Annotated in this window: 20 protein-coding genes; 6 read left to right on the top strand and 14 right to left on the bottom strand. The window is 71.3% G+C overall.

The annotated features are described in order from the left end of the window. Positions 1-44: 44 nt before the first annotated feature. A complete protein-coding gene (locus ACGFWI_RS26800) occupies positions 45-374 on the top strand; it encodes a deoxyxylulose-5-phosphate synthase (protein ID WP_393908579.1) in 330 nt (109 codons plus the stop codon). Positions 375-404: 30 nt separating this feature from the next. On the opposite strand, the gene ACGFWI_RS26805 is transcribed toward ACGFWI_RS26800, so the two are convergent. Beyond that, entirely contained in the window at positions 405-950 is a 546-nt protein-coding gene (locus ACGFWI_RS26805) for a YbjN domain-containing protein (protein WP_393908580.1), read from the bottom strand. Continuing rightward, positions 943-2,313 carry a D-inositol-3-phosphate glycosyltransferase gene (gene mshA, locus ACGFWI_RS26810; protein ID WP_393908581.1) on the bottom strand — a complete coding sequence of 457 codons (1,371 nt, stop codon included), beginning with the start codon at positions 2,311-2,313 and terminating at the stop codon, positions 943-945. The genes ACGFWI_RS26805 and mshA overlap by 8 nt, the downstream gene beginning before the upstream one ends. Positions 2,314-2,492: 179 nt before the next feature. On the opposite strand from mshA, the gene ACGFWI_RS26815 reads away from it, so the two are divergent. Next, on the top strand, positions 2,493-3,329 hold the full coding sequence (locus ACGFWI_RS26815) for a class I SAM-dependent methyltransferase (RefSeq protein WP_393908582.1): 837 nt from the start codon (positions 2,493-2,495) through the stop codon (positions 3,327-3,329). Between the two features lie 173 nt (positions 3,330-3,502). Here the strand turns inward: ACGFWI_RS26815 and ACGFWI_RS26820 are convergent, their stop codons facing one another. Continuing rightward, positions 3,503-4,384, bottom strand: a complete 882-nt coding sequence (locus ACGFWI_RS26820; protein ID WP_393908583.1) for a helix-turn-helix transcriptional regulator — start codon at positions 4,382-4,384, stop codon at positions 3,503-3,505. Positions 4,385-4,561: 177 nt separating this feature from the next. Between ACGFWI_RS26820 and ACGFWI_RS26825 the strand changes: the two genes are divergently transcribed. Beyond that, positions 4,562-5,569 (top strand): aldo/keto reductase, encoded by a 1,008-nt coding sequence (locus tag ACGFWI_RS26825; RefSeq protein WP_393908584.1) that lies wholly within the window; start codon positions 4,562-4,564, stop codon positions 5,567-5,569. A gap of 230 nt (positions 5,570-5,799) precedes the next feature. On the opposite strand, the gene ACGFWI_RS26830 is transcribed toward ACGFWI_RS26825, so the two are convergent. The 6 genes from ACGFWI_RS26830 to ACGFWI_RS26855 all read right to left on the bottom strand — a co-directional run bounded on the left by ACGFWI_RS26830 (position 5,800) and on the right by ACGFWI_RS26855 (position 13,056). After that, the gene (locus tag ACGFWI_RS26830; protein WP_393908585.1) at positions 5,800-6,135 is read right to left on the bottom strand and encodes an Lsr2 family protein; all 336 of its coding nucleotides are present in this window, start codon (positions 6,133-6,135) and stop codon (positions 5,800-5,802) included. Between the two features lie 261 nt (positions 6,136-6,396). Continuing rightward, on the bottom strand, positions 6,397-6,816 hold the full coding sequence (locus tag ACGFWI_RS26835; RefSeq protein ID WP_393908586.1) for an NUDIX hydrolase: 420 nt from the start codon (positions 6,814-6,816) through the stop codon (positions 6,397-6,399). An 85-nt stretch (positions 6,817-6,901) separates the two neighbouring features. Next, entirely contained in the window at positions 6,902-8,248 is a 1,347-nt protein-coding gene (locus ACGFWI_RS26840; protein ID WP_393908587.1) for a CHAD domain-containing protein, read from the bottom strand. Continuing rightward, positions 8,211-10,493: an RNA degradosome polyphosphate kinase gene (locus ACGFWI_RS26845; RefSeq protein WP_393908588.1), complete on the bottom strand. Its 2,283-nt coding sequence runs from the start codon at positions 10,491-10,493 to the stop codon at positions 8,211-8,213. The genes ACGFWI_RS26840 and ACGFWI_RS26845 overlap by 38 nt, the downstream gene beginning before the upstream one ends. A 431-nt stretch (positions 10,494-10,924) precedes the next feature. Then, entirely contained in the window at positions 10,925-11,968 is a 1,044-nt protein-coding gene (locus ACGFWI_RS26850) for an ABC transporter permease (RefSeq protein WP_393908589.1), read from the bottom strand. Beyond that, complete coding sequence (locus ACGFWI_RS26855; protein WP_393908590.1) at positions 11,965-13,056, bottom strand: ATP-binding cassette domain-containing protein; 1,092 nt, start codon at positions 13,054-13,056, stop codon at positions 11,965-11,967. Before ACGFWI_RS26855 ends, ACGFWI_RS26850 begins: the two co-directional genes overlap by 4 nt. A 103-nt stretch (positions 13,057-13,159) precedes the next feature. Here ACGFWI_RS26855 and ACGFWI_RS26860 point away from each other — a divergent pair, with 103 nt between their 5' ends. Beyond that, positions 13,160-13,777 carry a GNAT family N-acetyltransferase gene (locus tag ACGFWI_RS26860; RefSeq protein ID WP_393908591.1) on the top strand — a complete coding sequence of 206 codons (618 nt, stop codon included), beginning with the start codon at positions 13,160-13,162 and terminating at the stop codon, positions 13,775-13,777. 57 nt (positions 13,778-13,834) lie between these two features. On the opposite strand, the gene mshD is transcribed toward ACGFWI_RS26860, so the two are convergent. Next, the gene (gene mshD, locus ACGFWI_RS26865; RefSeq protein WP_393908592.1) at positions 13,835-14,773 is read right to left on the bottom strand and encodes a mycothiol synthase; all 939 of its coding nucleotides are present in this window, start codon (positions 14,771-14,773) and stop codon (positions 13,835-13,837) included. Between the two features lie 154 nt (positions 14,774-14,927). On the opposite strand from mshD, the gene ACGFWI_RS26870 reads away from it, so the two are divergent. Beyond that, positions 14,928-16,736, top strand: coding sequence for a bifunctional metallophosphatase/5'-nucleotidase (locus ACGFWI_RS26870; protein ID WP_393908593.1), 1,809 nt, complete (start codon positions 14,928-14,930; stop codon positions 16,734-16,736). A gap of 83 nt (positions 16,737-16,819) precedes the next feature. Here the strand turns inward: ACGFWI_RS26870 and ACGFWI_RS26875 are convergent, their stop codons facing one another. Then, a complete protein-coding gene (locus tag ACGFWI_RS26875) occupies positions 16,820-17,701 on the bottom strand; it encodes an NAD(P)H-binding protein (protein WP_393908594.1) in 882 nt (293 codons plus the stop codon). Between the two features lie 281 nt (positions 17,702-17,982). Between ACGFWI_RS26875 and ACGFWI_RS26880 the strand changes: the two genes are divergently transcribed. Continuing rightward, entirely contained in the window at positions 17,983-19,350 is a 1,368-nt protein-coding gene (locus tag ACGFWI_RS26880) for a DUF2993 domain-containing protein (RefSeq protein ID WP_393908595.1), read from the top strand. Between the two features lie 63 nt (positions 19,351-19,413). Here ACGFWI_RS26880 and ACGFWI_RS26885 read toward each other — a convergent pair whose 3' ends face one another. The 3 genes from ACGFWI_RS26885 to ACGFWI_RS26895 are packed head-to-tail and all read right to left on the bottom strand — an operon-like array spanning position 19,414 to position 25,087. Next, complete coding sequence (locus ACGFWI_RS26885; protein ID WP_393908596.1) at positions 19,414-21,078, bottom strand: flavin monoamine oxidase family protein; 1,665 nt, start codon at positions 21,076-21,078, stop codon at positions 19,414-19,416. Then, on the bottom strand, positions 21,075-22,961 hold the full coding sequence (locus ACGFWI_RS26890; RefSeq protein ID WP_393908597.1) for an alpha-keto acid decarboxylase family protein: 1,887 nt from the start codon (positions 22,959-22,961) through the stop codon (positions 21,075-21,077). Before ACGFWI_RS26890 ends, ACGFWI_RS26885 begins: the two co-directional genes overlap by 4 nt. After that, positions 22,958-25,087, bottom strand: a complete 2,130-nt coding sequence (locus ACGFWI_RS26895; protein WP_393908598.1) for an FAD-dependent oxidoreductase — start codon at positions 25,085-25,087, stop codon at positions 22,958-22,960. Before ACGFWI_RS26895 ends, ACGFWI_RS26890 begins: the two co-directional genes overlap by 4 nt. Positions 25,088-25,646 lie beyond the last annotated feature (559 nt).

Below are 25,646 nucleotides of genomic sequence, written 5' to 3' on the forward strand. Positions count from 1 at the left end.
GAAATGCCGTCGAGACCCGGCGCCGGCGCGGCTACGCTCGCCGCATGTCCCATGGGAAAACGTCGTACGTCTGCCTGCCCTGCCGGGCGTCCTACAAGCAGCCGTACCTCGGCGACCGGGAACGCCGCTGCCCGCGTTGCGCGAGGCCGCTGATCCACGCCGGTTCCGCGTTCGCGCCGCCGCGCCGCCGCGACACCGCGGGCTGGCGCGTGCTCACGGTGCTGCTGAACGCGGGCGTCAACTTCCACAAGAGCTGCTGCGGCGGGCCGGGTTACCGTCCCCGCACCCTCGGCGAGGTGCGGGAGCGGATGGCCTACGCGCGGGCCACCGGCGAGCCGTTCGCCCGCGCGCTGGTGCGGTACGAACTGCCGTAGCCGGGTAGGGTCCCCGGCCGGCCCGTACGGCTAGGCGGAAGGCCGCTGTGTCAGATGCGTGAACGCGTCCAGGTTGCGGGTGGATTCGCCGCGGGAGACCCGCCAGGCGTACTCCTTGCGGATGGCGGTGGCGAAGCCCATCTCCAGCAGGGTGTTGAAGCTGCCGTCGGCGTTCTCCAGGACCGAGCCGAGGATGCGGTCGAGTTCGTCGGGGGTGACGGCGGCCAGCGGGAGCTTGCCCACGAGGTAGATGTCGCCGAGCTTGTCGATCGCGTAACTGACGCCGTAGAGGCGGGTGTTGCGTTCGAGTAGCCAGCGGTGCACGGCCTCGTGGTTCTCGTCGGGGTGGCGGACGACGAAGGCGTTGATGGACAGCGAGTGCTTGCCGACGACGAGCGAGCAGGTCGTGGAGAGCTTGCGGGTGCCGGGGAGCTTGATGACATAGGTGCCGTCGGAGGGCGATTCCCATTCGAGCTCGGCGTCGGCCAGGGTTCGCTCGATCACGGCATGCGCCGTCGGGACCGGCTCGGCCGTGGTGTTGCCCACCGCGGCGCTCGTCTCTCGCTCGTCACCCATGGAGGGATCGTAGGTGACGGCGGTGTTCCTGCATGGCGGCGGTGTAGACGTCGCCCGTCGCCGCCGCGGCGGTGTCCCAGCCGAAGGACTGGGCGTGCCGGGCGGCGTCGGTGCCCATCCGGGCGGGCAGCGCCGGGTCCGCGACGAAGCGGCCGAGCGCACGGGCGTAGTCGGCCGGGTCGTGGCCGCTGACGAGGAAGCCGCTGACGCCCTCGCGCACGGCCACCGGCAGACCGCCGACCGCGGCCGCGACGACCGGGGTGCCACAGGCCTGGGCCTCGATGGCGACCAGTCCGAAGGATTCGCTGTACGAGGGCATGACCAGCACGGATGCGGCGCGGTACCAGTCGGCGAGCTGTTCCTGGCCGACCGGTGGGCGGAACTGCACCAGGTCGGCGATGCCGAGCCGGGCGGCCAGCTTCTGCAGCCCCTCGGGCTTGGCGAGGCCGCTGCCGCTGGGCCCGCCGACCACGGGCACGACCATGCGGGCCCGCAGCGAGGGGTCCTCGGCCAGCAGGGCGGCGGCAGCCCGCAGCAGGATGTCGGGGGCCTTGAGGGGCTGTATACGGCCGGCGAAGAGCGGGATGACCGCGTCCTGCGGCAGGCCGAGGCGGGCGCGGGCGGCGGCCCGGCTCGCCGCGACATCGCCGCCGGTGGGGCGGAAGCGGTCGAGGTTGACGCCCGGGTGCACCACCGCGACCTTGCCGGGCTCGGCCTCGTAATGCCGGGCGAGTTCGTCCGCCTCCTCGGCGGTGTTGGCTATCAGACGGTCCGCGGCGCGGACGATCTGCGTCTCGCCGATCACCCGGGCGGCCGGTTCGGGGGTGTCGCCGACGGCCAGCGCGGCGTTCTTGACCTTGGCCATGGTGTGCATGGCGTGCACCAGCGGGACGCCCCAGCGCTCGGCGGCCAGCCAGCCGACATGGCCGGAGAGCCAGTAGTGGGAGTGCACCAGGTCGTAGTAGCCGGGGCGGTGGCCGGCCCAGGCCTGCATCACGCCGTGGGTGAAGGCGCACAGCTGGGCGGGCAGCTCCTCCTTGGCCAGGCCCTCGTACGGGCCGGCGTCCACATGCCGGACGAGGACGCCCGGGGCGAGCTCGACGGCGGGCGGGAGGGTGCCGGTGGTGGCGCGGGTGAAGATCTCCACCTCGATGTTGATCGAGGCGAGCTTCCTGGCCAGCTCGACGATGTAGACGTTCATGCCGCCGGCGTCGCCCGTACCGGGCTGGTGCAGCGGGGAGGTGTGGACGCTGAGCATCGCCACCCGGCGCGGACGGCGCGAGCCGCCGGGCAGGCGCAGCCGGGCCTGGCCCGGGAACTGGCCATGGGGCCGACTGCGGAGCCGGGACACGTATGGGCTCACGTCGAGCTACCTCCTAGGCAGGGCGGGCGGCACGCCTCCGAACCCCTCCAACAACAGACCCGGGTCATCCATTTCCGTCCGGCACGCTCTGGCCGTACTTTGCCAAAGCGTGACCAAGAGCGGGGCCCTGGATACCTCGGCGGGCGGGCTTTCCGCGGCCACCCCATACCCTCGATGACATGGTCCGCCGCCCCGCCGTCTCCGCCGCCGCCCTGATACCCGCACAGTCCCGGCCTGTCGGAAACGCCACCCGCGGCACCACCAACCCGAACCGGCTGCGCCGCATGGACCGCTGGATAGCGGCCGAACACGGCGCCGAGCTGCGCCGCGCCGCCGACCCGGTGGCGGTCGACCTCGGCTACGGCGCCGCGCCCTGGACCGCGGTCGAGCTGCTGGGCCGGCTGCGTACGGTGCGTCCGGACGCCCGGGTCGTCGGCATAGAGATAGATCCGGTGCGGGTCGAGGCCGCCCGGCCGTACGAGCGGCCTGGGCTGGACTTCCTCCACGGCGGGTTCGAGGTGCCGCTGCCGGGTCAGCGCAGGCGCGCACCGGTCCTCATCCGGGCCGCGAACGTGCTGCGGCAGTACGACGAGGACGAGGTGGCCGCCGTGTGGCGGCGGCTGTGCGCCCGGCTGGCGCCCGGCGGGCTGCTGGTCGAGGGCACCTGCGACGAGATAGGGCGGCGGCACGTCTGGGTGGCGCTGGGCCCCGAGGGCCCGCGCACGGTCACCTTCGCCACCCGCCTCAGCTCCCTCCAGACACCCTCCGACCTGGCAGAACGTCTTCCCAAGGCGCTGATCCACCGCAATGTGCCGGGCGAACCGGTCCATGCCTTCCTCCGGGACTTCGACCGGGCCTGGGCCAGCGCCGCCCCGCTCGGCGCGCTCGGCGCCCGCCAGCGGTGGCGCGCCGCCGTCCAGGCCCTGGCCACGGACTGGCCGCTGGTCGGCGACCCGCGGCGCCGGCGGCAGGGGGAGGTCACGGTGCGGTGGGAGGCGCTCGCCCCCCGGCCGTGAGCCATCGGGGCCGGGGGGGCGAGCGCCTCGCGGCCCAGGGGCAGCACGGTGGCAGCGCCGCCTCCTGGAGCGCGGCGTCGGTCACCCCGGGGCCGCACCGTCCCGCCCGGCCCTCGGCACACCCCGGGAAGGAGCCTCCCGGCACGCCCCCCAAGAGGCTCGCGCGGCCGTCGCTACGCGGTCAGTACCGGGTGCCCGAGTGCCGCCAGCTCCCGCAACCGCCGCTCCGTCCGTGACCCGCGTTCGGCCGTGTACGTCACGAGCGCCTGGTCCGGGTCGGTGCTCAGCCGGAAGCTCTCGAAGGTGAGCACCAGCTCGCCGACGTGCGGATGCGCGAGGGACTTGGTCCCGCGCAGGCACTCGTACACCGACTGCGTCTCCCAGATCCGCCGGAAGTCCCGGCTGTGCGCGAGGAGTTCATTGACCACCTCACAGATCCGCGGGTCCTCGGGGTGCCGCCCGCTCTCGGCGCGCAGATTGCCGACCACCTCCACGGCCTTCGCCTCCCAGTCCGGGTGCAGGGCTCGTGCCACCGGGTCGAGGAAGACCAGCAGCGCGGTGTTCCGCCGGTCCGGAGCGAGCGCCGGGAGGTCGAAGGCGACCCGGCCGCCGAGCGTGTTCCAGGCCAGGATGTCCAGGCCGCGGCCGAGGACCATGGCCGGAACGGTGGTCTCCATCGCGTCCAGGAGCTGCTGGATCTCGGGGCGCACGGTCTGCCGGGGGCCGGGGCACGGGCCGCCGTCCGGTTCGGCGACGCCGTCCGCCGTGCGGCGCCGGGGCACGGCGATATTGCGCAGATACGTCACTTCGCCGTCGGACAGCCGCAGCGCCCGCGCGATCGCGTCCAGGACGGAGTCGGAGATCGCGGGCGCACGGCCCTGTTCGATCCGGGTGTAGTAGTCGACGCTGATGGCGGCGAGCTGGGCGACCTCTTCGCGCCGCAGCCCCCGCACCCGGCGGCGGCTGATCCCGCCGGGCAGGCCGAGGTCCGCCGGGTCGAGCGCCGCGCGGCGCGCCTTGAGGAACGAGCTGATCTCGATTTCCGCGTGCAGCATCGGTCCAGTATGCGATGCACGGCCGGTTGGGTGGTTCCGCCGGACCCAGGCTGCGACGGGCCTGGCCCGCTCCTCGTACGGGCAGCAAGGTGGTGCACATACGCCTCAGGGGCGCCCCGGAGGCCGCTCCGGCACGCCCCGGGGGCGGCCCCTGAGAACTCGCAGAAGGAGCAGCTCATGCAGCGCAGGATCCTCGGCGGTACCGGCATCTCGGTGAGCGAGTACGCGCTCGGCGCGATGATGCTCGGGGCCTGGGGCAACACCGATCACGACGACTGCGTACGGATCGTGCACCGTGCGCTGGACGCCGGGATCAACTTCGTGGACACCGCGGATGTGTACGCCGCGGGCGAGTCCGAGGAGATCGTCGGCAAGGCGCTCAAGGGGCGCCGCGAGGACGTCGTCCTGGCCTCGAAGTTCTTCAACTCGATGGGGCCGGACGCCAACCAGGGCGGCAACTCCCGGCGCTGGATCATGCGCGCCGTGGAGGACAGCCTGCGCCGGCTGGACACCGACTACCTCGACCTCTACCAGGTGCACCGCCCCGACCCGGCCACCGACATCGACGAGACGCTCTCCGCGCTCTCCGACCTCGTACGGTCCGGCAAGGTGCGGGCGATCGGCACCTCGACCTTCCCCGCCGAGCACCTCGTCGAGGCGCAGTGGACCGCCGAGCGCCGCGGCCATCTCCGCTTCCGCACCGAGCAGCCGCCGTACTCGATGCTGGCGCGCGGTGTGGAGAGCGCGGTGCTGCCGACCGCGCAGCGCTACGGCATGGGCGTGCTGACGTGGGGCCCGCTCAGTGCCGGCTGGCTCTCCGGCCGTGACCTCTCGGCCAGTTCGCGCGCCGGTCTGGAGAGCCGGAAGTTCGATCTGTCGGTCCCGGAGAACGCCCGGAAGGCGGAGGCGGTCGCCGCGCTGTCGAAGGTCGCGGCGGAGGCCGGCCTGTCGCTGCCGCATCTGGCGACCGCCTTCGTACGGTCCCACCCGGCGGTGACCTCCGTGATCATCGGCCCGCGCACCCTCGACCAGCTCGACAGCATGCTGGAGGGCTCCGAGGTGACGCTCGGCGCGGACGTCCTGGACCGGATCGACGCGATCGTGCCGCCGGGCACCGACATCAACCCGGCCGACGCCTACTACCAGCCGCCGGCCCTCGCGGACGCCTCCCTGCGACGCCGCTGACCACGGGCGGGGGCCGCCCGGGGACGCGGCGGCCCCCGCCATATCTCGCACTTCCCGGCAATGCACCGCAGCGGCGGCGTTCGGATTGTCCAGGGAAAGGAATGGCTTCGCGATTGTTCCTTTCCATTCCCGGAACGCCGGGCGGCCACTGCCCCCGGACAACGCCGCCGGAAACGGACACAAAGAAGCCCCTCACACGCGGTGAGGGGCTTCCGGTTTATCCAAAAAATTCACTTGGCTTTTTGGTACGCCTCACGAATCTCGGCGGGCACGCGCCCGCGGTCGCTGACGTTGTAGCCGCTCGACTTGGCCCAGGCCCGGATCGCGGCGGTGTCCTCATTGCCGGCCGCATTGCCGGCCGCGGCCTTACGCGGCTTACGGCCCTTCCCGGTCTTGCGGCCGGCCTTCAAGAACGGCCCAACAGCTTCCAGCAGCTGGTCGTAGCTGTCCGGACTCAAATCGATCTCGTAAGTCACGCCGTCAAGAGAAAGAGTGTGCGTTGCGGCCTCTGTGGACTCTTCGCCCGTGAGGTCGTCTGTGAAGATGGTGATTACCTTCTGTGCCATGCAGGCAGTGTAAACCCCTGAAATTGGGGTGCCGGCCCTTTCCCCCGTCCGCAGGTGCGACGAACTGGTTGACGGGAAAAATCCTCCGGGCCGGTGTCCCGGTTCATCGGTGCGGCGGCCGGCGCTTCACGAGAGGGGCGCCGGAACACCGCGGATTTTTGCCCGGACCCGCGTGCGGGGACCCGGCGTCCGCGGCCGGGGCCCCGGACCGTGTCTTCCGGATCAGCGCGGACCGCCGACGCCTGGCCCGCCCCCGCGCCCTCAGGCCAGGTGCAGGGCGGCGAGCAGGGCGTCCACGAGGGGACGGTCGCGCTCCTGGGTGAGGCGGCAGCGGGCGTCGGCGGGCGTCAGCCACACCATGCGGTCGACCTCGCTGTTCGGGGTGAACGCGCCGGCGACCGCCTCGGCCGCCCAGTAACGGACCTGCTTGGGGCGGCCGTTGGCCAGGTAGCAGGAGGTGGGCAGCGGGGCTCCCGGCCGGCACTCCATACCGGTCTCCTCCGCCACCTCGCGCACCGCGCCGGCCAGCGCGTCCTCGCCGCGCTTGAGCTTGCCCTTGGGGTGGGACCAGTCGTCGTACTTGGGACGGTGGACGAGCGCGATCTCCAGCCCGTCCTCGGACGCCGCGCGGCGCCACAGGACACATCCCGCTGCGCGAATCGTCTTCTGAGGCACCGTCACATCATCACCTCTCTCCGTTCCTCGTGCCGTCGGCCCGCTCCGTTTCCTCAGGTCTTTCCTCTTTCCTCAGGTCTTCGCTCTCGCCTCAGCTCTTGCGCTCCGGGGTCCGCGGCAGCCACACCCGGCCGAAGGCGAAGCGGGCCGCCTCCACCTCGTGCCGCTGGTCGGCGTGCAGCACCCCGAGGGCGTACGCCGTGGCCGGAGCGATCCGGGGGGTGCGGGCCGCGCCGGCGGCCGCGGCGGCGGCCTCCGCGGCGTCCCGGTGCCACTCCAGGGCCCGGCCGGCCTCCGCCAGCCGGAAGTCGGCGTACTCCGGCGTGATCACCTCCCGGGCATAGCGGCTCAGCCGCACCAGCAGCCGGACCTGGTGCCAGGGAGTGTCCTGGCGCCGGTCGGCGGCGAGCGCCGCGGCGTTGTACGGGTAGCCGGCGCGGGACAGCGGCAGCGCGGCCACCGCCTCCGCGAGCCGTCGGTGCGCCTGCTCGGCGAGCGGCGGCAGCGCCTCGGCGGCCGGCAGCTCGGTGGCCGCAGGGGCCAGCGGCGCCTCGGAGGCGAGCACCGCCACCGAGTCGGCGACGGCATGGAACCGCGAGGAGCCGAGGGCCTGCAACGCGGCGGAGTGGGCGCGGGTGCGGGCGAGGGTGAGCTGGCGGTCCAGCAGCGCTCCGGCCCGCGCCGCACCGGCCGACAGGGCGCCGTCGGGATCCGGATCGCCGGAGGGAGCTGCGGACGACGCGGGGGACGGGCCGTCGGCCGAGGCGGCGGGCCCGGTGGCGGAGCCCGTGGTCGTACGCTCGCCCCGCTTTCCCCGCTCCGCTCGGGCCGGGCGGTCGCCGCGGTCGCTCCGGTCGGCGCGCTCGGGCCGCTCCCCCCGGCCCGTCAGCCGCTGCAGTGCCGTCATCAGCCGCTCGCGGCGGGCCGCGCAGGCCTGTTCGCGGGCCAGCGTGCCGGACAGCCAGCCGAGTTCGGACCGGAGCTGGTCGGCCCAGGTCTCCTCCGTCAGCGGGCGGAAGGTGTGCAGGGTGGCGCTGATCCGGCGGGCGGCGCGGCGCAGCTGCCGGGCGGCCTCGCCGGCCCCCTCCGCGTCCGAGCCGCTCTCCCGGTGCAGCCGCAGACTGCGCAGAAAGTCCGCAGACTGCTGGTGCAGATAGCCGGCGAGCACCTCCTCGGCGGTGCGGCCGGCGAGGACGGCGCTGAGGTCGCTGCCGTCGTCGGAGCCGTGGGTCATGAGCGGCCGGTACGAAGCGCCGTCCCGTCCGTACGCGGCATCGTCCGGCCCCGGTGTGCCGTCGCCCCCTCCGTACGGGCCGTCCACCACCGCGGAACGGGCTCCGGGCGCCCCGCCGGGCTCGTATCCGATTCCGATGAGACCTGTCGGCCCTCCGGTCGGCTGGTCATGTCGCTGGGCCACGCCGGCGCCTCCGGGCGTCAATGAGCATTTCCTGAATGTTGCGCAGTGGCGCGCCGTCCGCGTCCACCGCGTGCCGGGTCCAGTCGCCGTCCGGGCCCAGGTGCCAGGAGGACGTGGCGTCCGACATCCCCGTCTCCAGCATCCGGTTGAGGGTGGCGCGGTGCGCCGGGTCGGCGACCCGCACCAGCGCCTCGATCCGGCGGTCCAGGTTCCGGTGCATCATGTCGGCGCTGCCCAGCCACACTTCGGGCTCGCCGCCGTTGCCGAAGATGAAGACGCGGGAGTGTTCCAGGAAGCGGCCGAGGATGCTGCGGACGCGGATGTTCTCGCTCAGGCCGGTGACTCCCGGGCGCAGTGCGCATATTCCGCGTACCCAGATGTCGACCGGGACGCCGGCCTGGGAGGCGCGGTAGAGCGCGTCGATGACGGCCTCGTCCACCATCGAGTTGACCTTGATGCGGATGGAGACCGGCCGGCCCGCCCGCTGGTTGGCGATCTCCTTGTTGATGCGCTGTATCAGGCCGTCCCGCAGGGACTTGGGGGCGACCAGGAGACGGCGGTAGGTCTCGCGGCGGGAGTAGCCGGAGAGCCGGTTGAAGAGGTCGGAGAGGTCGGCGCCGACCTGCGGGTCGGCGGTCAGCAGGCCGAGGTCCTCGTAGAGCCGGGCCGTCTTGGGGTGGTAATTACCGGTCCCCACATGGGAGTAGCGGCGCAGCATCTCGCCTTCCTGGCGGACGACGAGCGAGAGCTTGCAGTGCGTCTTGAGGCCGACCAGGCCGTAGACGACATGGCAGCCGGACTCCTCCAGCTTGCGCGCCCACTTGATGTTGGCCTGCTCGTCGAAGCGGGCCTTGATCTCGACGAGGACGAGCACCTGCTTGCCCGATTCCGCGGCGTCTATCAGGGCGTCCACGATCGGCGAGTCGCCGGAGGTGCGGTACAGCGTCTGCTTGATGGCGAGCACGTCCGGGTCGGCGGCGGCCTGCTCCAGGAACGCCTGCACGGAGGTGGAGAAGGAGTCGTAGGGGTGGTGAAGGAGGACGTCACGGGCGCGCAGGGCGGCGAAGATGTCCGGCGCGGACGCCGACTCCACCTCGGCGAGGTCACGGTGGGTGCCGGCGACGAACTTGGGGTACTTGAGCTCGGGCCGGTCCAGCGCTCCGATCCCGAAGAGGCCGGTCAGGTCCAGCGGGCCGGGCAGCGGATAGACCTCGGCGTCGGAGATCTTCAGCTCCTGGACGAGCAGATCGAGCACGGCGGGGTCGATGGACTCCTCGACCTCCAGGCGGACCGGCGGCCCGAAGCGCCGCCGCATCAGCTCCTTCTCCAGGGCCTGGAGGAGGTTCTCCGCGTCGTCCTCCTCGACCTCCAGGTCTTCGTTGCGGGTGACCCGGAACATGTGGTGCGCGCGCACCTCCATGCCCGGGAACAGCTCCTCCAGATGGGCGGCGATGACGTCCTCGATGGGGACGTAGCGCTGCGGGGAGGCCTCCAGGAAGCGGGAGAGCAGCGGCGGCACCTTGACCCGCGCGAAGTGGTCGTGGCCGCTGACGGGGTTGCGTACGACGACGGCCAGGTTCAGCGAGAGGCCGGAGATGTACGGGAAGGGGTGCGCGGGGTCCACCGCCAGGGGCGTGAGCACCGGGAAGATCTGCTGGCGGAAGAGGGTGAACAGGCGGGCCTGCTCCTTCTCGGTCAGCTCGGGCCAGCGGATCAGATGAATGCCCTGGTCAGCGAGCTCGGGGGCGATGTCCTGCTGGAAGCAGGCGGCGTGCCGGGCCATGAGTTCGCGCGAGCGGGTCCAGATCAGGTCCAGCACCTCGCGGGGCTGGAGTCCGGACGCGGAGCGGGTGGCGACGCCCGTGGCTATCCGTCGCTTGAGTCCGGCCACCCGGACCATGAAGAACTCGTCCAGGTTGCTGGCAAAAATCGCAAGGAAGTTCGCCCGTTCGAGGAGGGGGGTGGCCGGATCCTCGGCCAGTTCGAGCACCCGCTCGTTGAAGCCCAGCCAGCTGCGCTCGCGGTCCAGGAACCGGTCGCCGGGCAGCTCCTCGCCGTCGGCGCCGATCACGCCCTCGTCCTCGTACGCATCCGGATCGGCGTCCAGGTCGGGCTCCAGGCCGGGCACCGTGCCCCGGACCGCCTGGGGGCGGTGCGCGGCGATGGATCCCACGGAAGGCTGAGCCGAGGGGCCCGCGGTCCGCGAGGGCTTCGGGGTCGGCGTCTCGGGCGGGACCTGTGCCTGGGCGCTGGGCTGCTGGTTCATGTCCTTATTCTTCCGCGTCCGGGGTGTTCCAGGCGCGTCAGGAGAAGGCGGGGGCGCGAGATGGAGCCTCGGGTGGGGGACGTTCGGCACAGCGGGCTGCATTCACCGATGCTCGCAAGCGACATTGAATCGCCGGTAACGCGGATATGGCGGACAGGCAAGCGGGGCGCTACTCCCAGGCGTTTTCCGGGCCGGCCGGCGGCCGTTGCCGGGGCCGGTGTCCGGGTCCGCGGCCGGGGCTGCTCCTGGGGCGAAGCGGCCCGGGGACCGGTGCCGGGTGCCGCCGCCGGGGCACGTCCCCCTGTGCCTCCCCCGGGGCAGCCTTTGTCACACGCATGGTGCCCCCGGGATGCGGGGCCGCCGCGGGCCGGGGCCCGCCTTTCGGCCTTCCGCCTCCCCCGGGCCCCGGCCGGACACCGGGGCCGCCCGTTTCAGCCGTGCCGGCGCCGCATCACCCGGAAGGCGAGCACGGTCAGCACCGCCGTCACCGCCAGCACGATCCCGGCCTCGATCCACGCCATCGGCCAGTGGTGCGACACCGGGTGGTGCTCCATGTACTGGCCCGCCACATCGTGCTTGCGCTGACAGGCCTCGTAGCTGGGGGCGGGGTCACACGGCGAATCGGGCAGACGGGCACCGGAGCCGGTGTAGTCCCCCTGTCCCACGAGCCAGTCGTCGTCCGGCAGCTGGGCCGGCCGGCCGTTCCGGAACTCCGTCGTCACGGCCGGCAGCAGATACGGCCTGAACTGTGCGAACGCAGACTGCACCACCACCATGGCGACGAGCGTGACGCCCATCGACAGCACCGTACGGCGCAGCAGCAGACCGGCCAGTACACCGACCGCCAGGGCCAGCAGGGAGTAGGCGACCGGCACCGGGCCGAGCGAGTGGAAGCCGAGGGTGGAGTACCAGTAGGAGCCGGAGACCTCGTCGCCGGCGACCTGCCAGAGCCGGCCGAAGGCCAGCGAGAGCGCCGTGGCGGCGGTGCCCACGACCAGGGCGGGCAGGGCGGTCTTCGCCGCCAGCCAGCGCAGCGGGCCGACCGACTGGGTCAGTACGAGCTTGTCGGTGCCGGCCTCCAGCTCGCGGGCGATCAGCGGGGCGCCGAGGAACAGCCCGGTCAGCGCGGGCAGCAGCACCAGGCCCGATTCGATGAGGCGCAGGGCCGAGCCGTAGGTGCTGCGGAACTCGGTGACCGCATCCTGGGTGTGGGCGCAGCGCGGGTCGAGGGAGATCTGCGAACAGCCGGCGATGTGGTGGGCGTCGATGAACCCGGCCATCTGACCGCGCAGCACCGCGCACCAGACCACGCCGCCGGCCGCCGCGGCCAGCAGCACGCCGAAGACCAGCCGGTGCTGACGCCACACCAGCCAGACGAGACCGCGCAGCGGCGCCCGGCCGCCCGCCTCCCCGGGGCCGTCCGGATCGTCCGCTGTGCCGCGCCCGTTCGTGCCGGGGTGTGCCGTGGTGGTCATGCCGCCGCTCCCTTGCCGCTGTAGTGGTCGTACCGTGTGCCCGCCGCGCCGGCCGGCGGGCCTTCCCAGCCGCCCGTACGGCCTGTCGGGCCGGGCGGTCCGTTGCGTGGCATACCGGGGATTCCCGGCTTGTTGCCGGGCCGGCGGCGCCACCGTGCCAGGGCCGGCTCCGCGCTCGGCGCGATCAGTGCGGGCGCGTCAGGCGCGCGCAGACAGGCGAGCAGGAGTTCCTCCAGGGACGGTTCCGCGGTCTCCCAGGGCCCGGCGGCGACCGTGCCCTTGCGCCGTACGACGGCAGCGAACCGACGCCCCGACGTCTGGGTGTCGATGACCGTGTGGGCCGCGATCGCGGGCGGCAGCGCCCCGTCCCGGAGCGCCCCCATCACCAGGGCGTGCGCCCCGATGACGTCATCGACCTCGCCCGCGAGCCGCACCCGGCCGCCGCCCAGCACCAGCAGGTAGTCACAGACCATGTCCAGCTCGGCGAGCAGGTCCGACGCGAGCACGACGGTGGTGCCGTGCTCGGCGGCCTGGGCCAGCAGCAGCGCGGTGATCCGGTGCCGGGCGAGCGGGTCGAGACCGGCCAACGGCTCGTCGAGCAGCAGGAGTTCGGGGCTCTTGGCGAAGGCGAGGGCGAGCCCGAGGCAGGTGCGCTGCCCGCCGGAGAGGACGCCGGCCCGGGCATCGAGGGGCACCCCGCCCTCCCGGACGATCCGCTCGGCGCACCGCCCGTTCCAGCGGCCGGGGTTGAGCTCGCGGCCCAGCCGCAGGGTCTCGGCGACCGTCAGCCGCGGGTAGAGGGGCTTGCCCTGGGTGAGGTGGGCGATCCGGGCGCGGCCCGCGAGGGCGGCCGGGGCCGCGCCGCCGACCCGTACGGTCCCCTCGCTGGGGCGGGTCAGGCCGGAGGCGAGCGAGAGCAGGGTGCTCTTTCCGGAGCCGCTGGGCCCGACCAGTGCACAGATACGGCCGGCCGGCAGCCGGAAGGTGCAGTCGCGCAGCGCCCAGCGGCGGCGGTAGCGCCTGCCGAGGCCGACCGCCTCGATGGCGGTGCGCCCCGAGGCCCGGCCGGTCACCTCTTGCGTGGCCATCGGCCGCATCACCCGTCCCCCTTGAGCCATTCCACTAATTAAGTAGTGAAAGGGTGGGGGAAATGGGCTGCACCTGTCAACCTCCGCTGCCTACGCTGACGGCGTGCCCACACCTTCCGCGCCCGTCGTGCCGCCGCTGCCGTACACCCCCGACTACCCGATACGCACCGAGCGACTGGATCTGCGACCGGTTCTCCACGACGACTTCGCCGCGATCCACGCCTACCAGCGCCGCCCCGAGGTCTGCCGCTATCTCTACTGGGGCCCCCTCGACGAGGCCGGGTCCCGGGACTCCGTCGCCGCCAAAACCACCCGCACCACGCTGCGCGAGTCCGGCGACTACCTCCAGCTCGCCGTCGTCGTCCGGGAGACCGCGACCCTGGTCGGCGATCTCACCTTCGTCTGGAACAGCCGCGAACACCGCCAGGGCGGCATCGGCTATGTCTTCCACCCGGACCACGCCGGGCACGGCTACGCCACCGAGGCGAGCCGGGCGCTGCTGGCGCTGGGCTTCGAGGAGCTGCACCTCCACCGCATCCAGGCCGAGTTGGACGGGCGCAACACCGCCTCGGCCCGGCTCCTCGAACGGCTGGGGATGCGCCGCGAGGGCCATCTGCGGGAGAACGAGTTCCTCGACGGGGAGTGGTCCGACGAGGTCATCTACGCGATGCTGGCGCGCGAGTGGCGGGCGCAACGGGAAGAGCGCGCGCGACAGCAGTGACAAGCGGGGCGGACCCTCCTGGGCCCGCCCCGCAGCACGATCATCGTCCGCCCGGTCTCACGTCTCCGAGCGGTACATCAGATCCGTCTCGTGCGTGGCAAACCCCATCCGCTCGTACACGCTCACCGCCGCCGTGTTGTCCGCGTCCACGTACAGCATCGCCGTGGGCAGCCCCTGACCGGCCAGATGCCGCAGCCCGACCGAGGTCAGCGCCTTGCCCAGGCCGCCGCCCTGGGCGCCCGGCCGCACCCCGAGCACATAGACCTCACCGAGGCCGTCGTCGGCGTGCACCTTGGTCCAGTGGAAGCCGACCAGCCGGCCGTCCTTCTCCGCCAGGAAGAAGCCCTTCGGGTCGAACCACGCCTCGGCCTTGCGGTCGTCCAGATCGCGCTGGATCAGCGCACCCTGCTCCGGGTGGTGCGCAAAGGCCTCCGCGTTCACCTCCAGCCAGGCCGCGTCATCGGTGCCCGACTGGAAGGTCCGTACGGACACCCCCTCGGGGAACACCGGCTCCGGCAGCTCCAGATCCGTCAGCGAGCGCCGCATCTGCCGCAGCTCCCGGAACATCGTCAGCCCCAGGGTCTGGGCGAGATGCCGGGCGGCCGGATGCCCGCCGTGGGCCCAGACCCGCAGCCGGCGCCCGGACTGCTCCAGCAGCTCACTGCCCAGCGCCCGGCCGTGCCCGCGGCCGCGGTGCCCCGGCTGCACCACCAGCTCGGCGGCCGGTGCCTCCACCGGGTCGGTGTCCTCCAGCTGCCCGTACGCGACCAGCTCCTCGGCCTCGTCGCCGCGCGAGTACAGCAGCACATGGCGCACACCTGGGCGCGCGCCCCCGCGCAGCTGCAACCGCCCCTGCTCGGACACGGCGGGCTGCCCGTCCGTACGGGCGGCCCGCTCGATCAGCTCGACGACGGCCGCGGCCTCTTGCGGCGCGAGCTCGTCGACCACCTGGATCCTGCGGCCGGCCCGGCCCATCTCCTGTGCAGCGTCAGTCATGTGTGAAGCGTACGACCCTGCCGGGTTCCCGGAGGGGTACCACCCGCGCTCTCCGCCCCTCGCCGGCAACCAGCTCGTCACCCGGCGACCCCTGTTGCGCTACGCGCGTCGACAATAAGCTGCCCTCCGCTCAGACCATCCAGGAGGGGAACACATGCCAGCGACACCGCAACGGGGCCGCACCGTACGAAGATTGACGATCGGCGCCGCCGTACTGGCCGCCGCCGGGCTCACCGCCGCCGCCCTGCCGGCCGGCGCCGACACCCGCCACGCCGCCCGCGCCGGCCGCACCGTCGATGTGCAGCTGCTCTCCTTCAACGACTTCCACGGCAACCTCGAACCGCCGCAGGGCTCCTCCGGCACGGTCGAGGAGGTCCAGCCGGACGGCAGCAAGAAGAGCATCCCGGCGGGCGGCGTCGAGTACCTCGCGCAGTCCCTGCGGACCGCCCGTAAGGGCCACCCCTACTCGGTCACCGCCGCGGCCGGCGACCTGGTCGGGGCCAGCCCGCTGCTGTCCGGGCTGTTCCACGACGAGCCGACCGTCGAGGCGATGAACAAGCTGGGCCTCGACGTCACCTCGGTGGGCAACCACGAATTCGACGAGGGCCGGGCCGAGTTGACCCGCCTCCAGAAGGGCGGCTGCCACCCGAAGGACGGCTGCTACGAGCACGGCAAGAAGTTCCGGGGCGCCGGCTTCCCGTATCTGACCGCCAATGTCACGGACGACAAGACCGGCAAGCCGCTGCTCAAGCCGTACTCCGTCTGGCGGCACAAGGGCGTCAAGATCGGCTTCATCGGGGTGACGCTGGAGGGCACCCCGGACATCGTCAACGCCGACGGGGTCAAGGGCCTGAAGTTCCACGACGAGGTCGAGACGATCAACAAGTACGCCAAGGTGCTGAACAAGCAGGGCGTGAAGTCGATCGTCGCCCTCATCCACGAAGGCGGTCTGCCCGCCTCCACCTCGTACAACTACAACTGCGACAGCCCCGGCCCCGGCGACGGCATCTCCGGGCCGATCACCGACATCGCCAAGCACGTCACCTCGAAGGTCGACGCGCTGGTCACCGGCCACACCCACCAGGCCTACAGCTGCACCATCCCGGACCCGTCCGGCAGACCGCGCACCGTCACCTCCGCCGCGTCCTACGGCAAGCTCTACACCGACACCACGCTGACCTACGACCGCCGCACCCATGACATCGTGCGGACCAGCGTCAAGGCGCCCGGCGCGGTCAACCACGTCGTCGACCGCACCCAGCCCAAGGCCGCGGACATGACGTCGCTGATCGCCCGCTGGAACAAGCTGGCCGCGCCGGTCGCGGGCCGCCCCGTCGGCCATATCTCCGCCGATATCGCGGGCCGCGGCGCCGAGACGCCCGAGTCACCGCTCGGCGATGTCATCTCCGACGCCCAGCTGGAGGCCACCAAGGCGGCCGACAAGGGCGGCGCCCAGCTCGCCCTGATGAACCCCGGCGGGGTGCGCTCCGACCTCGCCTTCAAGGCGTCCGGCTCGGAGGGCGACGGGGTGGTCACCTATGGCGAGGCCTTCACCGTCCAGCCCTTCACCAACATGATGAACGTCATCGACCTCACCGGCGCCCAGCTCCTGACCGCACTCCAGCAGCAGGTCAGCGGCCCCAACGAGGCCTCCCCGAAGATCCTCCAGGTCTCCAAGGGCCTCACCTACACCCTCGACATGACCAAGAAGGGCGCCGACCGCGTCGTCAAGGACTCGGTGAAGCTGGACGGGGCCGCCCTCGGCCCGGCCAAGACCTACCGCGTCGCGATGAACGAGTTCCTGGCCGGCGGCGGTGACGGCTTCGCCGCCTTCAAGGACGGCAAGAACAAGCACGTCGGAACCTCCGACCTGGACGCCTTCACCGCCTACCTGACCGCGCACTCCTCGGCGGACGGCCCGCTCACCCCGCCGAAGGCGGACCGGATCACGGTCGTGAAGTAACACGCAGGAACTGACGGGGCGGCCGGTGGACCCACGGGCCGCCCCGCGAAACCGCCCGTCGAGCGCCGCCCGAGCCGTCCCGTTCAGGAGAAGTCGACGGCGTGATCCTGCGCCCAGCGGGCGAACGTCCGGCCCGGCCGGCCGGTGACCCGCTCCACGGCGTCGGAGACGGGGAAGGCCGGCCCATCGACCGTCCGGCCGAACATCCGGACGAGCTCCAGCGCGGCCTCCTTGGTCAGATACCGCCCCGACATCGCCGCGGCCGCTTCCTCCTCGGAGATCTGCTCGACCCGGATCTCCCGGCCCGTCGCCCGCCCGATCTCGGCGACCTGCTGCGCCAGGGTCATCCGCTCCGGGCCGGTGACGACATACGCCTGGCCCAGGTGCGCACCGCTGCGGTCCAGCAGGGCGACGGCCGCGACATCGGCGAGGTCGGCCTCGTGAACGGGGACGCCCTGGGCACCCGGGTGCGCCTCACGCACCACGCCCGACTCGCGGATCGAGGGGGCCCAGGCAAGGGCGTTGGTGGCGTAGTTGCCGCCGCGGACAAAGGTCCACTCCAGGCCGGAGTCGCGCACCGCGCGCTCCAGACCGGCGTGCAGCCGGGCGATGAAGTGGGCGTCGTCGGCCGGGGTATCGGTCACCGCCATCGAGGAGTTGAGGACCACCCGGCGGACACCGGCCCTGCCTGCCGCGTCGAGCACCGCCGCCGCGGCCCGGTCGCCGCCGGCCGCGAGGTTGAGGAACAGCGCATCGGCACCGGCCAGCAGCGGTCCGAGGTCGTCGGCCGCGGTGAGGTCGGCGCGGACCGTCTCGGCCTCGGCCGGCAGACCGGCGCGGGCCGGATCGCGGGTCAGCGCGCGTACGGCGGCGCCCTCGGCGAGGAGCCGGCCGACAAGACTGCGGCCGATATTGCCGGTTGCCCCGGTTACCGCGATCACGGCACGGCCTTCGTGAGACTTCATGGGATGACTACCGTCTTCCGTTTGTCGGCGGAATGAACTGAATATGCGGAAGGAAACACATCAACACGCCCAGGCGGACAGGCCGGACAGGGCGGAGAGGGATCAACGGACCCTGACAAGGCACTCACTGTTGCTCAGGTCACCAAGAGGTGTGACGGTAGTTCAGGTCACCCCACAAGCACGGCAATTTTTTATCAAGTCCGGCGGGACAACCTTCGCGTATCAGACTTACTGCCGGTACAACTTGCGTTCAAGGGTCCCGCCCGTGGTGGGATGTACGGATGCGAACCCCCACACGCATATCTTCACCGTCGCCCACGCCCGTCACCCGGCACCACTCCGCCACCGCCGTGACGGGCGCCCCGGACGACTCCACCGGCGACACCAGAGACCTCGACACGGTCAATCCGTACGCGGATCTGGCAGCCCTCGCCGACCCCGAACCGGAGCCGGAATCCGGCTCGTTCGACGCCGACGGCGTTCACCGCCGCCGCACCTACCTCAACGAGCGCGACGACAGCGACGATCCGCTGGGCCTCGGACTGCGCTCGGACGACGAAGCGGACGGCGAGGCCTGGAAGCCGCCGAACCACCGCCGCAAGAAGCGCGGCATCAGCCGCTTCGGCGCCATACCGCTCGCCCTGAAGCTGCTGGTCGCCGTCCTCGTCGGGACGTCCTTCCTCACGCTCTTCGACCGGTTCGCGGTGCTGTACGCGCAGAACAAGACCGCGGAAAAGGTGAAGGATGCCCTGCATCTGAACGCCACTCCTGAGGTCGACATCCAGGGATTCCCGTTCCTCACCCAGGTCATGGACAAGCGCGTCGACCAGGTGAAGGTGACGATTCCCGACCTGGCCGCCGACCGGGTTTCGCTGGCGAAATTCGAGGCCACCGCCAACGACGTACGTATCGACGGCGATCTGCCCAACTCCATCAAGGGCGCCACGATCGGCAATATGCACGGCAGCGTGCTGCTCGCCTTCGACGACATGAATCGCGAGCTGGGCGCCTCGCAGGTGAAGTTCAGCGAAATGGGGCCCAATGCGGTCCGCGCGGTCGGTCAACTGCCGATTGCCGGCCATGAACTGCGCGTACGGGCCGAGGCTCGCATCCACCGGGCCGGTGACCGCGGTATCTCCACCGACATCAGCCGGATGCGCCTGGACATCGGCGATATCGCCGTCTACCGCCCCGGCACCGGCAAGGAAGAGGGCCTGCGGCTGACCCGCAAGACCGCCGCCGAGCTCAGCCGGCAGGCCGCGAAGGTCAAGGCGATGCTGAGCATCCCGGCGATCGCCGACCGGATCGGCATCCCCAAGTCCTACATCCAGGACGCGCTGCGCAGCGAGGAGAAGCTGCACGAGCTGACCGGCTCGCCGCGCTTCGTCCAGAAGCTGATGAAGGTCAATCTCGTCGACGTGGTGGCGGATCACCCCTGGCTGCTGCAGAAGGTCGGCATCGACCCCAAGATCCTCGGCACGCTGACCGGGCTCACCAAGCCGCAGCTCGCGGATCAGCTGTCGCTGTCCTTCAACCTTCCCAAGACGCCCGGGGACGTGCGGCTGCGTCATATCTCCGTGGAGCGGGACGGCATCCGCGCCGACCTCTCGGGGTCGAATCTGCCGTTCGGGGACGCGGCGAAGAAGTAGCCGGTGCGGTAGAGGAAAGGGCCGGACCGCCGAAGGTGTCGGCGGACCGGCCCCCGGAACCGCTCAGTAGAGACCCTGCGTCAGTGCGACCGAGTCGGGTACCGCGACCTCCTCGGGTGCGGTCAGGGGCATGATGCCCAGGATCTGCTGGGTGACGTAGTGGGCCGACATCATGGCGCCCTCCTGCCATCCGGGCAGTGGCGAGATCTGGTCGCCGGTGACGAAGAACGCGTCGGTGCCCTCGGGCTGGAGCAGTTGCCGGTACGCCTTCTTGTGGGCTTCCTCATGCGGCTGCCACGCCGCCCATCCGCCCAGTTGGTAGGGGACCTTGTGCCAGGCGATGGAGACGCCCTGCTCGTCGGGGACGAGCTTTCTGTCCTCGAATTCCCGGTGCAGCTGGACGGCGCCCTCGCGGGCCAGCCCCAGGCGTTTGTCCGGCGCCATTTTCCCGAGGGTGTCGGCCGCGCCCCCGAAGTTGTAGGCGCCGGTCAGCGTTCCCTTGTCGGAGAAGTAGTCGTTGGACGGGTACCACATCTGGGTGATGTTGTGGCCGGTCCAGCTGATGCCGCCGTAGATCCCCTCGGTGTCGTCGAGGCCGCCGAGGTCGCCCTCCCAGAAGCGGCGGTTCGCCTGCCAGCCGACCTTGCAGGTCTTCTCGAACTGCACGAGGTCGAGGGCCTGCTCGAAGGGGTGGGAGAAGCGGGTCAGGCCGACCGTCCGGAGCACCGGGATCGGGATGTTGCTGACGCAGTGGCGGGCGTCGGCACAGAACTCGTCGTCGCCCTTGCGGTAGGTGACGGTGGTCCCCCGGCCGCCCCGGTCGATCTCGATCTCACGTACCTCGGCGCCGAGCACGATTCTCGCGCCGGCCCGTGCGGCCTCCCGTGCCAGTGCCCTGACGATGTGGTCCATGCCGCCGACCGGCTGGAACATCGTGGCCTGCCACAGATAGTCCACCGGCTGGTAGAAACGGGCCTTCCAGAAGCCCGAGTTCACCAGGTCCTCGAAGGACAGCGGCGGGGCCGGTTCGGGCCACTCCTCGATTCCAGGCCGGTCCAGATATCCGGAGCGGGTGGAGCCGCGGTACTTGCCGTTCGTGTCCAGTGCACCGAACACCCGCAGCAGGTCGCGCAGTTCACCCGTGAAGGCATCCATGCTCAGCAGTGTCTCGGCGAGCTTGGCCGCGAGGTGGCCGCGGGTGTCGTTCGCCACCCGCCGGTTGGGCCAGGTCACCTCGGCATCCGGCGGGCGGACACGGTTCGCCGTGGTCTCCATGACGTACGGCTCCAGGTCCACACCGAAGTCACGGCAGTACTTGAGCACCCGGCGGTGGTGGTACGGGATCCGTCCGGGCCCGAGGTTGAGGTACAGGCCGTCGTCGAAGGCGCAGGTGTGCGTGCGGGTGACCGTGCCGTGGTCGTCGAGCTCGTAGAACTCGTCGCCCCTGCGCGCGGTGCGGTTGCGCCCGCCGACGCGTTCCTGCGCCTCCAGGACGGTGACCCGGTAGCCGAGCATGCTCAGTTCGTAGGCGGCCGTCAGGCCCGCGACGCCGGCGCCGAGGATCAGCACCTTCGCCCCCTGGCCCGGGGTTCCGGCGGGCCGTACGGTACCGGTCCAGCCGGTGGCCTCCGGCCCGGACAGACCGCTCATGGCGTGCCGGAGCGCCTTCGCGGAGTCGTCGACGGTGGCGCCCGTCGCCCCGTTCCGCTGGTCGTCGGTGCTGGTCATTGTCCGGTCCCTTCCGACGGTGCGCCGCCGGGCGGCGGACAGTTCTCGGCGATCTTGTACTTGAGCGCCTCGGGATAGTCGTGCCGGTCGAGCTGCACCCGTACGACGACCGGGCCCTGGTTGATCTCGTCGGTGGGATCGGCGATCCGCTGGAGCAGGGCGGCCAGTTGGTCGTGCTGACGGACGGCGAAGCCCTGCATCGGGTACTTGGCGGAGCCGAAGACCTCCGCGAGCTTTTCGTACTGCCAGGGGTGCAGTTCGTTGTAGAAGTCGGCGCCGTCGGAGGACGGTGCCCCCTGCTGGTAGTAGCAAGGGTGGACGAGCATCTGCTCGATGCCGTAGAAGCCGTCGTTGTCCAGGACGAACACCACCGGGCGCAGACCGTGCCGCACATGGGTGGACATCTCCTGGCACGTCTCCTGGAACGAGCCGTCGCCGACGAAGACCATCGGACGCTTGCCCGCATGACGCCGGCCGAGCGCGACACCGGTGGCCGCGCCGACCGAGTAGCCGATGGACAGCCAGCTGTTCTGTGCCACGTACGAGGCGCGCTCCGCCATCCGCAGATTCATCGAGCCGATCAGCGCGAACGCGGCGTCGCACACCACCGTGAACGGGTTGGTGCGCTCGCCCGGGGGCTCGCTGGTCTGCGACTCCAGGAAGGCGTTGAGGTGCCGGAAGAGGCTGTCGTACGTCAGGCTCTCCGGGTACGGTCCGCCGGTCTGGGAGTCCAGGAATGCGGCGGTGGTGGTGGGGACGTCGAGGCCGTCGTCATGGGCGCGGGCGAAGTAGTCCGCTGCGAAGGCGCCGTCTCCGAACTCGTCCACCAGGCGTTCCCGTAGCGCGGGAAGGAACCGGGCGAGCTGCACATCGGGGAAGTACGAGGCGCCGACGTGCACGCCGTCGTGGGCGGCGACCGCCCAGTCGTTGCCGATCGACCGCTCGCCGCCCAGGTTCTTCGACGTCGCCCACGAGCCCAGCCCGATGCGGCAGCCCGCGTTGTGGAAGACCTCGGCGACGTCCGGGTTGCTGGCCTTGCCGTTGTAGACGCCGGAGAAGCCCGGGGTGTACTCGGAGACCACGGACTTGGCGCCGATGGTGGTGCAGAACGGGATGCGGGTCTCCCGCACCAGCTTCTCGAACTCGTCCGACAGCCGGAAGCGGTCGATCTCCTCACCGGCCCACAGGATCGGGTCACCGTACTCCCGCACCAGCTCCACGCATGCCGTGACCGCCCGGTCGAGCATGCGCTGGTTCTTCGCGGTGACGGGCCGCTCCCGCCGCGTCAGCCGGCCGCGCGGTGCGGGACACCTGGCCCCCCAGATGTCGTCCATGACCTCCAGATAGACCGGCCGGCGATGGGAGAGGCACGCGGTGATGGCGCTGTCGATCTGGGTGGGGGCCAGGCCCGGGTTGGAGAGGGACTGGGCGTCCACCGTCACCTGGCGGTAGACCTCCAGGTTGCTCTCCGGGCGCTGGGACATGTGCGAGGTGAGCAGGCCGATCGCCTGCTGGTTGAGCCACTGCTCGTAGGACGGGGCGGCGTTGATCGCGATCAGCGGTACGTACTCGGCGAAGCCGCCGCCGATCGCATTGAGCAGGTTGAACGCGCCCACGCTGTAGGTGACCGCGACCGCGCCGATGCCCTGCTCGCCGAGCGCGATCTGCGCGTCGGCGGCCTTCACCCGCGCATATCCGTCAGCGGCCTGGCCCGCGCCGCCCTCGGTGGGGGTGCCCACCCAGCGCACCTTGGTCTTCTCGTGCAGGGTCGACAGGAACGGGCCCAGATGGTCGCCCGGAACGCCGAACAGATGGGTGATGCCGAGCTGTTCCAGCCTGATGGCCAGGTACTCGGCCACGGTGCAGGTCTGGGAGGTGGTCATGAGGTCACCACTTCCTCTCGTGACGGGTCCGACGACGCGGCACCGGCCCGGCGCTCGCGGGGCGCCGCGGTCCGCGCGGCAGCGGCGCTCTCGTACGCCACGGAAGACTCGTTGACGGCGATGGCGGCACGTACGGCCGTCTCCACCGCGCCCTCGATCCAGGCGTGCTTCAGCGAGACATGCTCACCGGCGAAGTGCACCGGCCCCTCGGCCCGGACCACATCGAGGTGGAAGCCGGTCATCTGGTGCGGGGTGTAGACGGCCGCCTCACCGCAGGCGTACGGATCGCGCAGCCAGCTCTGGGTCTGGCCGGCACCGGTGTAGAAGACCTCGATACGGCGGCCGTGCACCGACTGGAGGTTGCGCAGCGCGTAGCCGTAGCGCTCGGCGTCGTCGAAGGAGTCCCAGCGCGCGGCGTCGTCCGACCAGGAGTAGCCGGCCAGCACCACGCCTCCCGGGCTGCCGGGGACGGGGTGCGAGGGGTAGTACATGAAGCGGTTGGGGTTGTCGGTGGTGGAGCCGCCGCCGAAGGCGTGGGTGGCCGGCCGGACACCGCCCTTCAGCGAGGAGTTGCGGTAGTACTCCACCTGGTCCTGGCCGATGCGCTTCTCGTCCACGCTCGGATGCGCGCCGAGCAGCCCGGTGGGCAGGTCCCGCACGCTCTGCGGCACGGCGACCGCAGCCTCGGCGTCGTCCTCGCCCCACTGCTGGTAGTACTCGTACAGACCGGGCGCGATGGCGTCGAGCTCCCGCTTCCAGTCCGCCTCGGTGAACTCCCACCAGCGGCACGAGAATTCCAGGAGCACCTTGGTGGCCTGGTCGTAGTGCGTCTCGATGATGGCGCGGCGCTTCTTGTAGGAGAACGGCGGGGTCACGTTGGTGAACCGCAGACTGGAGAACGGGATGGTGACGATCGCCAGGTCACCGGTCCAGGTCTGCAGCTCTCCGTACGGATCGCCTTCGGGCACGGTCTGGAGGGCGACGGCGGGGCCGCCCGGCCCGGCGAGCCCGCCCTGATGGCCGTCGCGGCCCGGGTCGTAGTACTCCAGGCGGACCATCCGCTGGCCCATCACGATCTGGTCCCGCAGATCCTTGGCGAGTGCCTCCGGAAGCTGCCGGCTGCCGCCCTCGATCTCCCAGTACGTGGCGGCGGGGTCGATGTCGCTGCGGCCCAGGAAGCTGTGGAAGAAGGCGAGATGCAGCCGCGACGTCATGTTCTCGATCGTCCCGATCGCCTCGATGGCCTCATCGCTGAACCCGGCGTACTCGCGCAGGAAGCGGCCCATCGAATAGCCGTCGAAGTCCCGGATGACCTCGGCCCAGCCGTGCAGCCACTCCTTGAAGGGCTTGTTGATCCGCGTCCCGTCGCTCTGCAGCACGGAGTAGTAGTCGCGCACCGGCTCCAGGGCCTGGTGGACCATCTCGGAGACGGGCAGCCGCGATTCGCAGCCGGTGAGGTGGAAGCCCTCGTTGATCGCGGACGGGTCCTTGGCGTACTGGGCGCGCCGTACCTGCGTGCGGTTGGTGCGGATCCAGGTGTTGTTGCGCTTGTCGGGTGCCCGGAACTGGGGGCTGGGGTCGCCGTTCGTCCAGGTCTTGCCGTCCTTGAAGGACTTGTAGACCACCGGAGGTAAAGGGGCGCTCTGGTTGCCGGTCGTCGGATCGATGTCGACGTTGAAGAACAGCCGCCGCTTCAGCCCGAGTTTGTCGATCAGCGCCAGGGTCAGCGGATGGAAGCTCGGCAGGCGCATCGCCCCGGCCTCCGCGTACTGCGCGGGGTCGGTGAAGGGCGGCGGCTCGCCCTTCTTGGCGTGGAAGGTCTTGATCCGGCCGCCGACCCGGTTGGCATTGGCCTCCAGAATCGTCACATCGTGCCCGGCACGGGTCAGCAGCTCACCGGCGACCAGGCCGGCGATGCCCGCTCCGACGATCAGGATGCGCTTGGGGACGACCGCGGGCTCCAGCCCGTTGTCGATCAGTACGTCGAGGTAGCGCAGTTTGAGGTCTTCGTTGGCCGGCTCGGGGCCGACCAGCAGGAGTTCGCGGGCGAGCTGCTGATAGGTCTTCTCGGTCGCGCGCTCGGCTCCGGTGTGCTCACCGCGGATGTCATGGCGGGGGTGGTTCATGACCGCCCAGCCCCTCTCGTGCCGCGACCGGTTCGCGGCGAGCCGCCGCAGGTCCCGGCCCCGCCGGCGGTGAGGGACGGATCCTCGCCGTCGGCCCGGCGGAAGAGGGAGGACTCGTCGTTGTATGCGGCCGGAACATTGCCCGGGATTTCCCTGGATCTGCGCCACGGTGGAGCCGGAAGCTGCTCGGTCTCCGGGGCGGCCGTCGGCCGCGCTGAGATGGTGGTCACTTCTCTCCTTCACTGGGACTTCGGGTGCTTCAGAGCACCGAGGGGCTTCGCAGAAGGCGAATCCGGCTCCTGGCACACGGAGGCGGGAATGGACGTGGGAAAGGCACAAGGGCACGCCAAAGTCAGCCCGCGCACGGCTTGTGCCGCCAGCCCAGCATCGAAGGAGCCGGTTCGCAGGAGCACCACCGTCAAACGGAGCACCGGGTCACTCGAAACCGTGAGTTCGCCGCGCATCCGGTGTAGGGCACCGCGCCGTGACCCTGTCAGGGAGGTGCGCGCCCCGCTGCCCGTCGAACCCGGGGCAATCAGCGGGCGAACGCGTCGGGAAA

The sequence above is a fragment of the Streptomyces sp. NPDC048434 genome (assembly GCF_043200375.1).
Taxonomy (GTDB): Bacteria; Actinomycetota; Actinomycetes; order Streptomycetales; family Streptomycetaceae; genus Streptomyces.

Bases quoted from the DNA above. Each gene is read 5' to 3' on its own strand.
- ACGFWI_RS26820 (WP_393908583.1), bottom strand. From the start codon at position 4,384: ATGCTGCACGCGGAAATCGAGATCAGCTCGTTCCTCAAGGCGCGCCGC.
- mshD (WP_393908592.1), bottom strand. From the start codon at position 14,773: ATGACTGACGCTGCACAGGAGATGGGCCGGGCCGGCCGCAGGATCCAG.
- ACGFWI_RS26815 (WP_393908582.1), top strand. From the start codon at position 2,493: ATGGTCCGCCGCCCCGCCGTCTCCGCCGCCGCCCTGATACCCGCACAG.
- ACGFWI_RS26895 (WP_393908598.1), bottom strand. From the start codon at position 25,087: ATGAACCACCCCCGCCATGACATCCGCGGTGAGCACACCGGAGCCGAG.
- ACGFWI_RS26805 (WP_393908580.1), bottom strand. From the start codon at position 950: ATGGGTGACGAGCGAGAGACGAGCGCCGCGGTGGGCAACACCACGGCC.
- ACGFWI_RS26850 (WP_393908589.1), bottom strand. From the start codon at position 11,968: ATGACCACCACGGCACACCCCGGCACGAACGGGCGCGGCACAGCGGAC.
- ACGFWI_RS26880 (WP_393908595.1), top strand. From the start codon at position 17,983: ATGCGAACCCCCACACGCATATCTTCACCGTCGCCCACGCCCGTCACC.
- ACGFWI_RS26830 (WP_393908585.1), bottom strand. From the start codon at position 6,135: ATGGCACAGAAGGTAATCACCATCTTCACAGACGACCTCACGGGCGAA.
- ACGFWI_RS26885 (WP_393908596.1), bottom strand. From the start codon at position 21,078: ATGACCAGCACCGACGACCAGCGGAACGGGGCGACGGGCGCCACCGTC.
- ACGFWI_RS26800 (WP_393908579.1), top strand. From the start codon at position 45: ATGTCCCATGGGAAAACGTCGTACGTCTGCCTGCCCTGCCGGGCGTCC.
- ACGFWI_RS26855 (WP_393908590.1), bottom strand. From the start codon at position 13,056: ATGGCCACGCAAGAGGTGACCGGCCGGGCCTCGGGGCGCACCGCCATC.
- ACGFWI_RS26890 (WP_393908597.1), bottom strand. From the start codon at position 22,961: ATGACCACCTCCCAGACCTGCACCGTGGCCGAGTACCTGGCCATCAGG.
- ACGFWI_RS26875 (WP_393908594.1), bottom strand. From the start codon at position 17,701: ATGAAGTCTCACGAAGGCCGTGCCGTGATCGCGGTAACCGGGGCAACC.
- ACGFWI_RS26870 (WP_393908593.1), top strand. From the start codon at position 14,928: ATGCCAGCGACACCGCAACGGGGCCGCACCGTACGAAGATTGACGATC.
- ACGFWI_RS26845 (WP_393908588.1), bottom strand. From the start codon at position 10,493: ATGAACCAGCAGCCCAGCGCCCAGGCACAGGTCCCGCCCGAGACGCCG.
- ACGFWI_RS26825 (WP_393908584.1), top strand. From the start codon at position 4,562: ATGCAGCGCAGGATCCTCGGCGGTACCGGCATCTCGGTGAGCGAGTAC.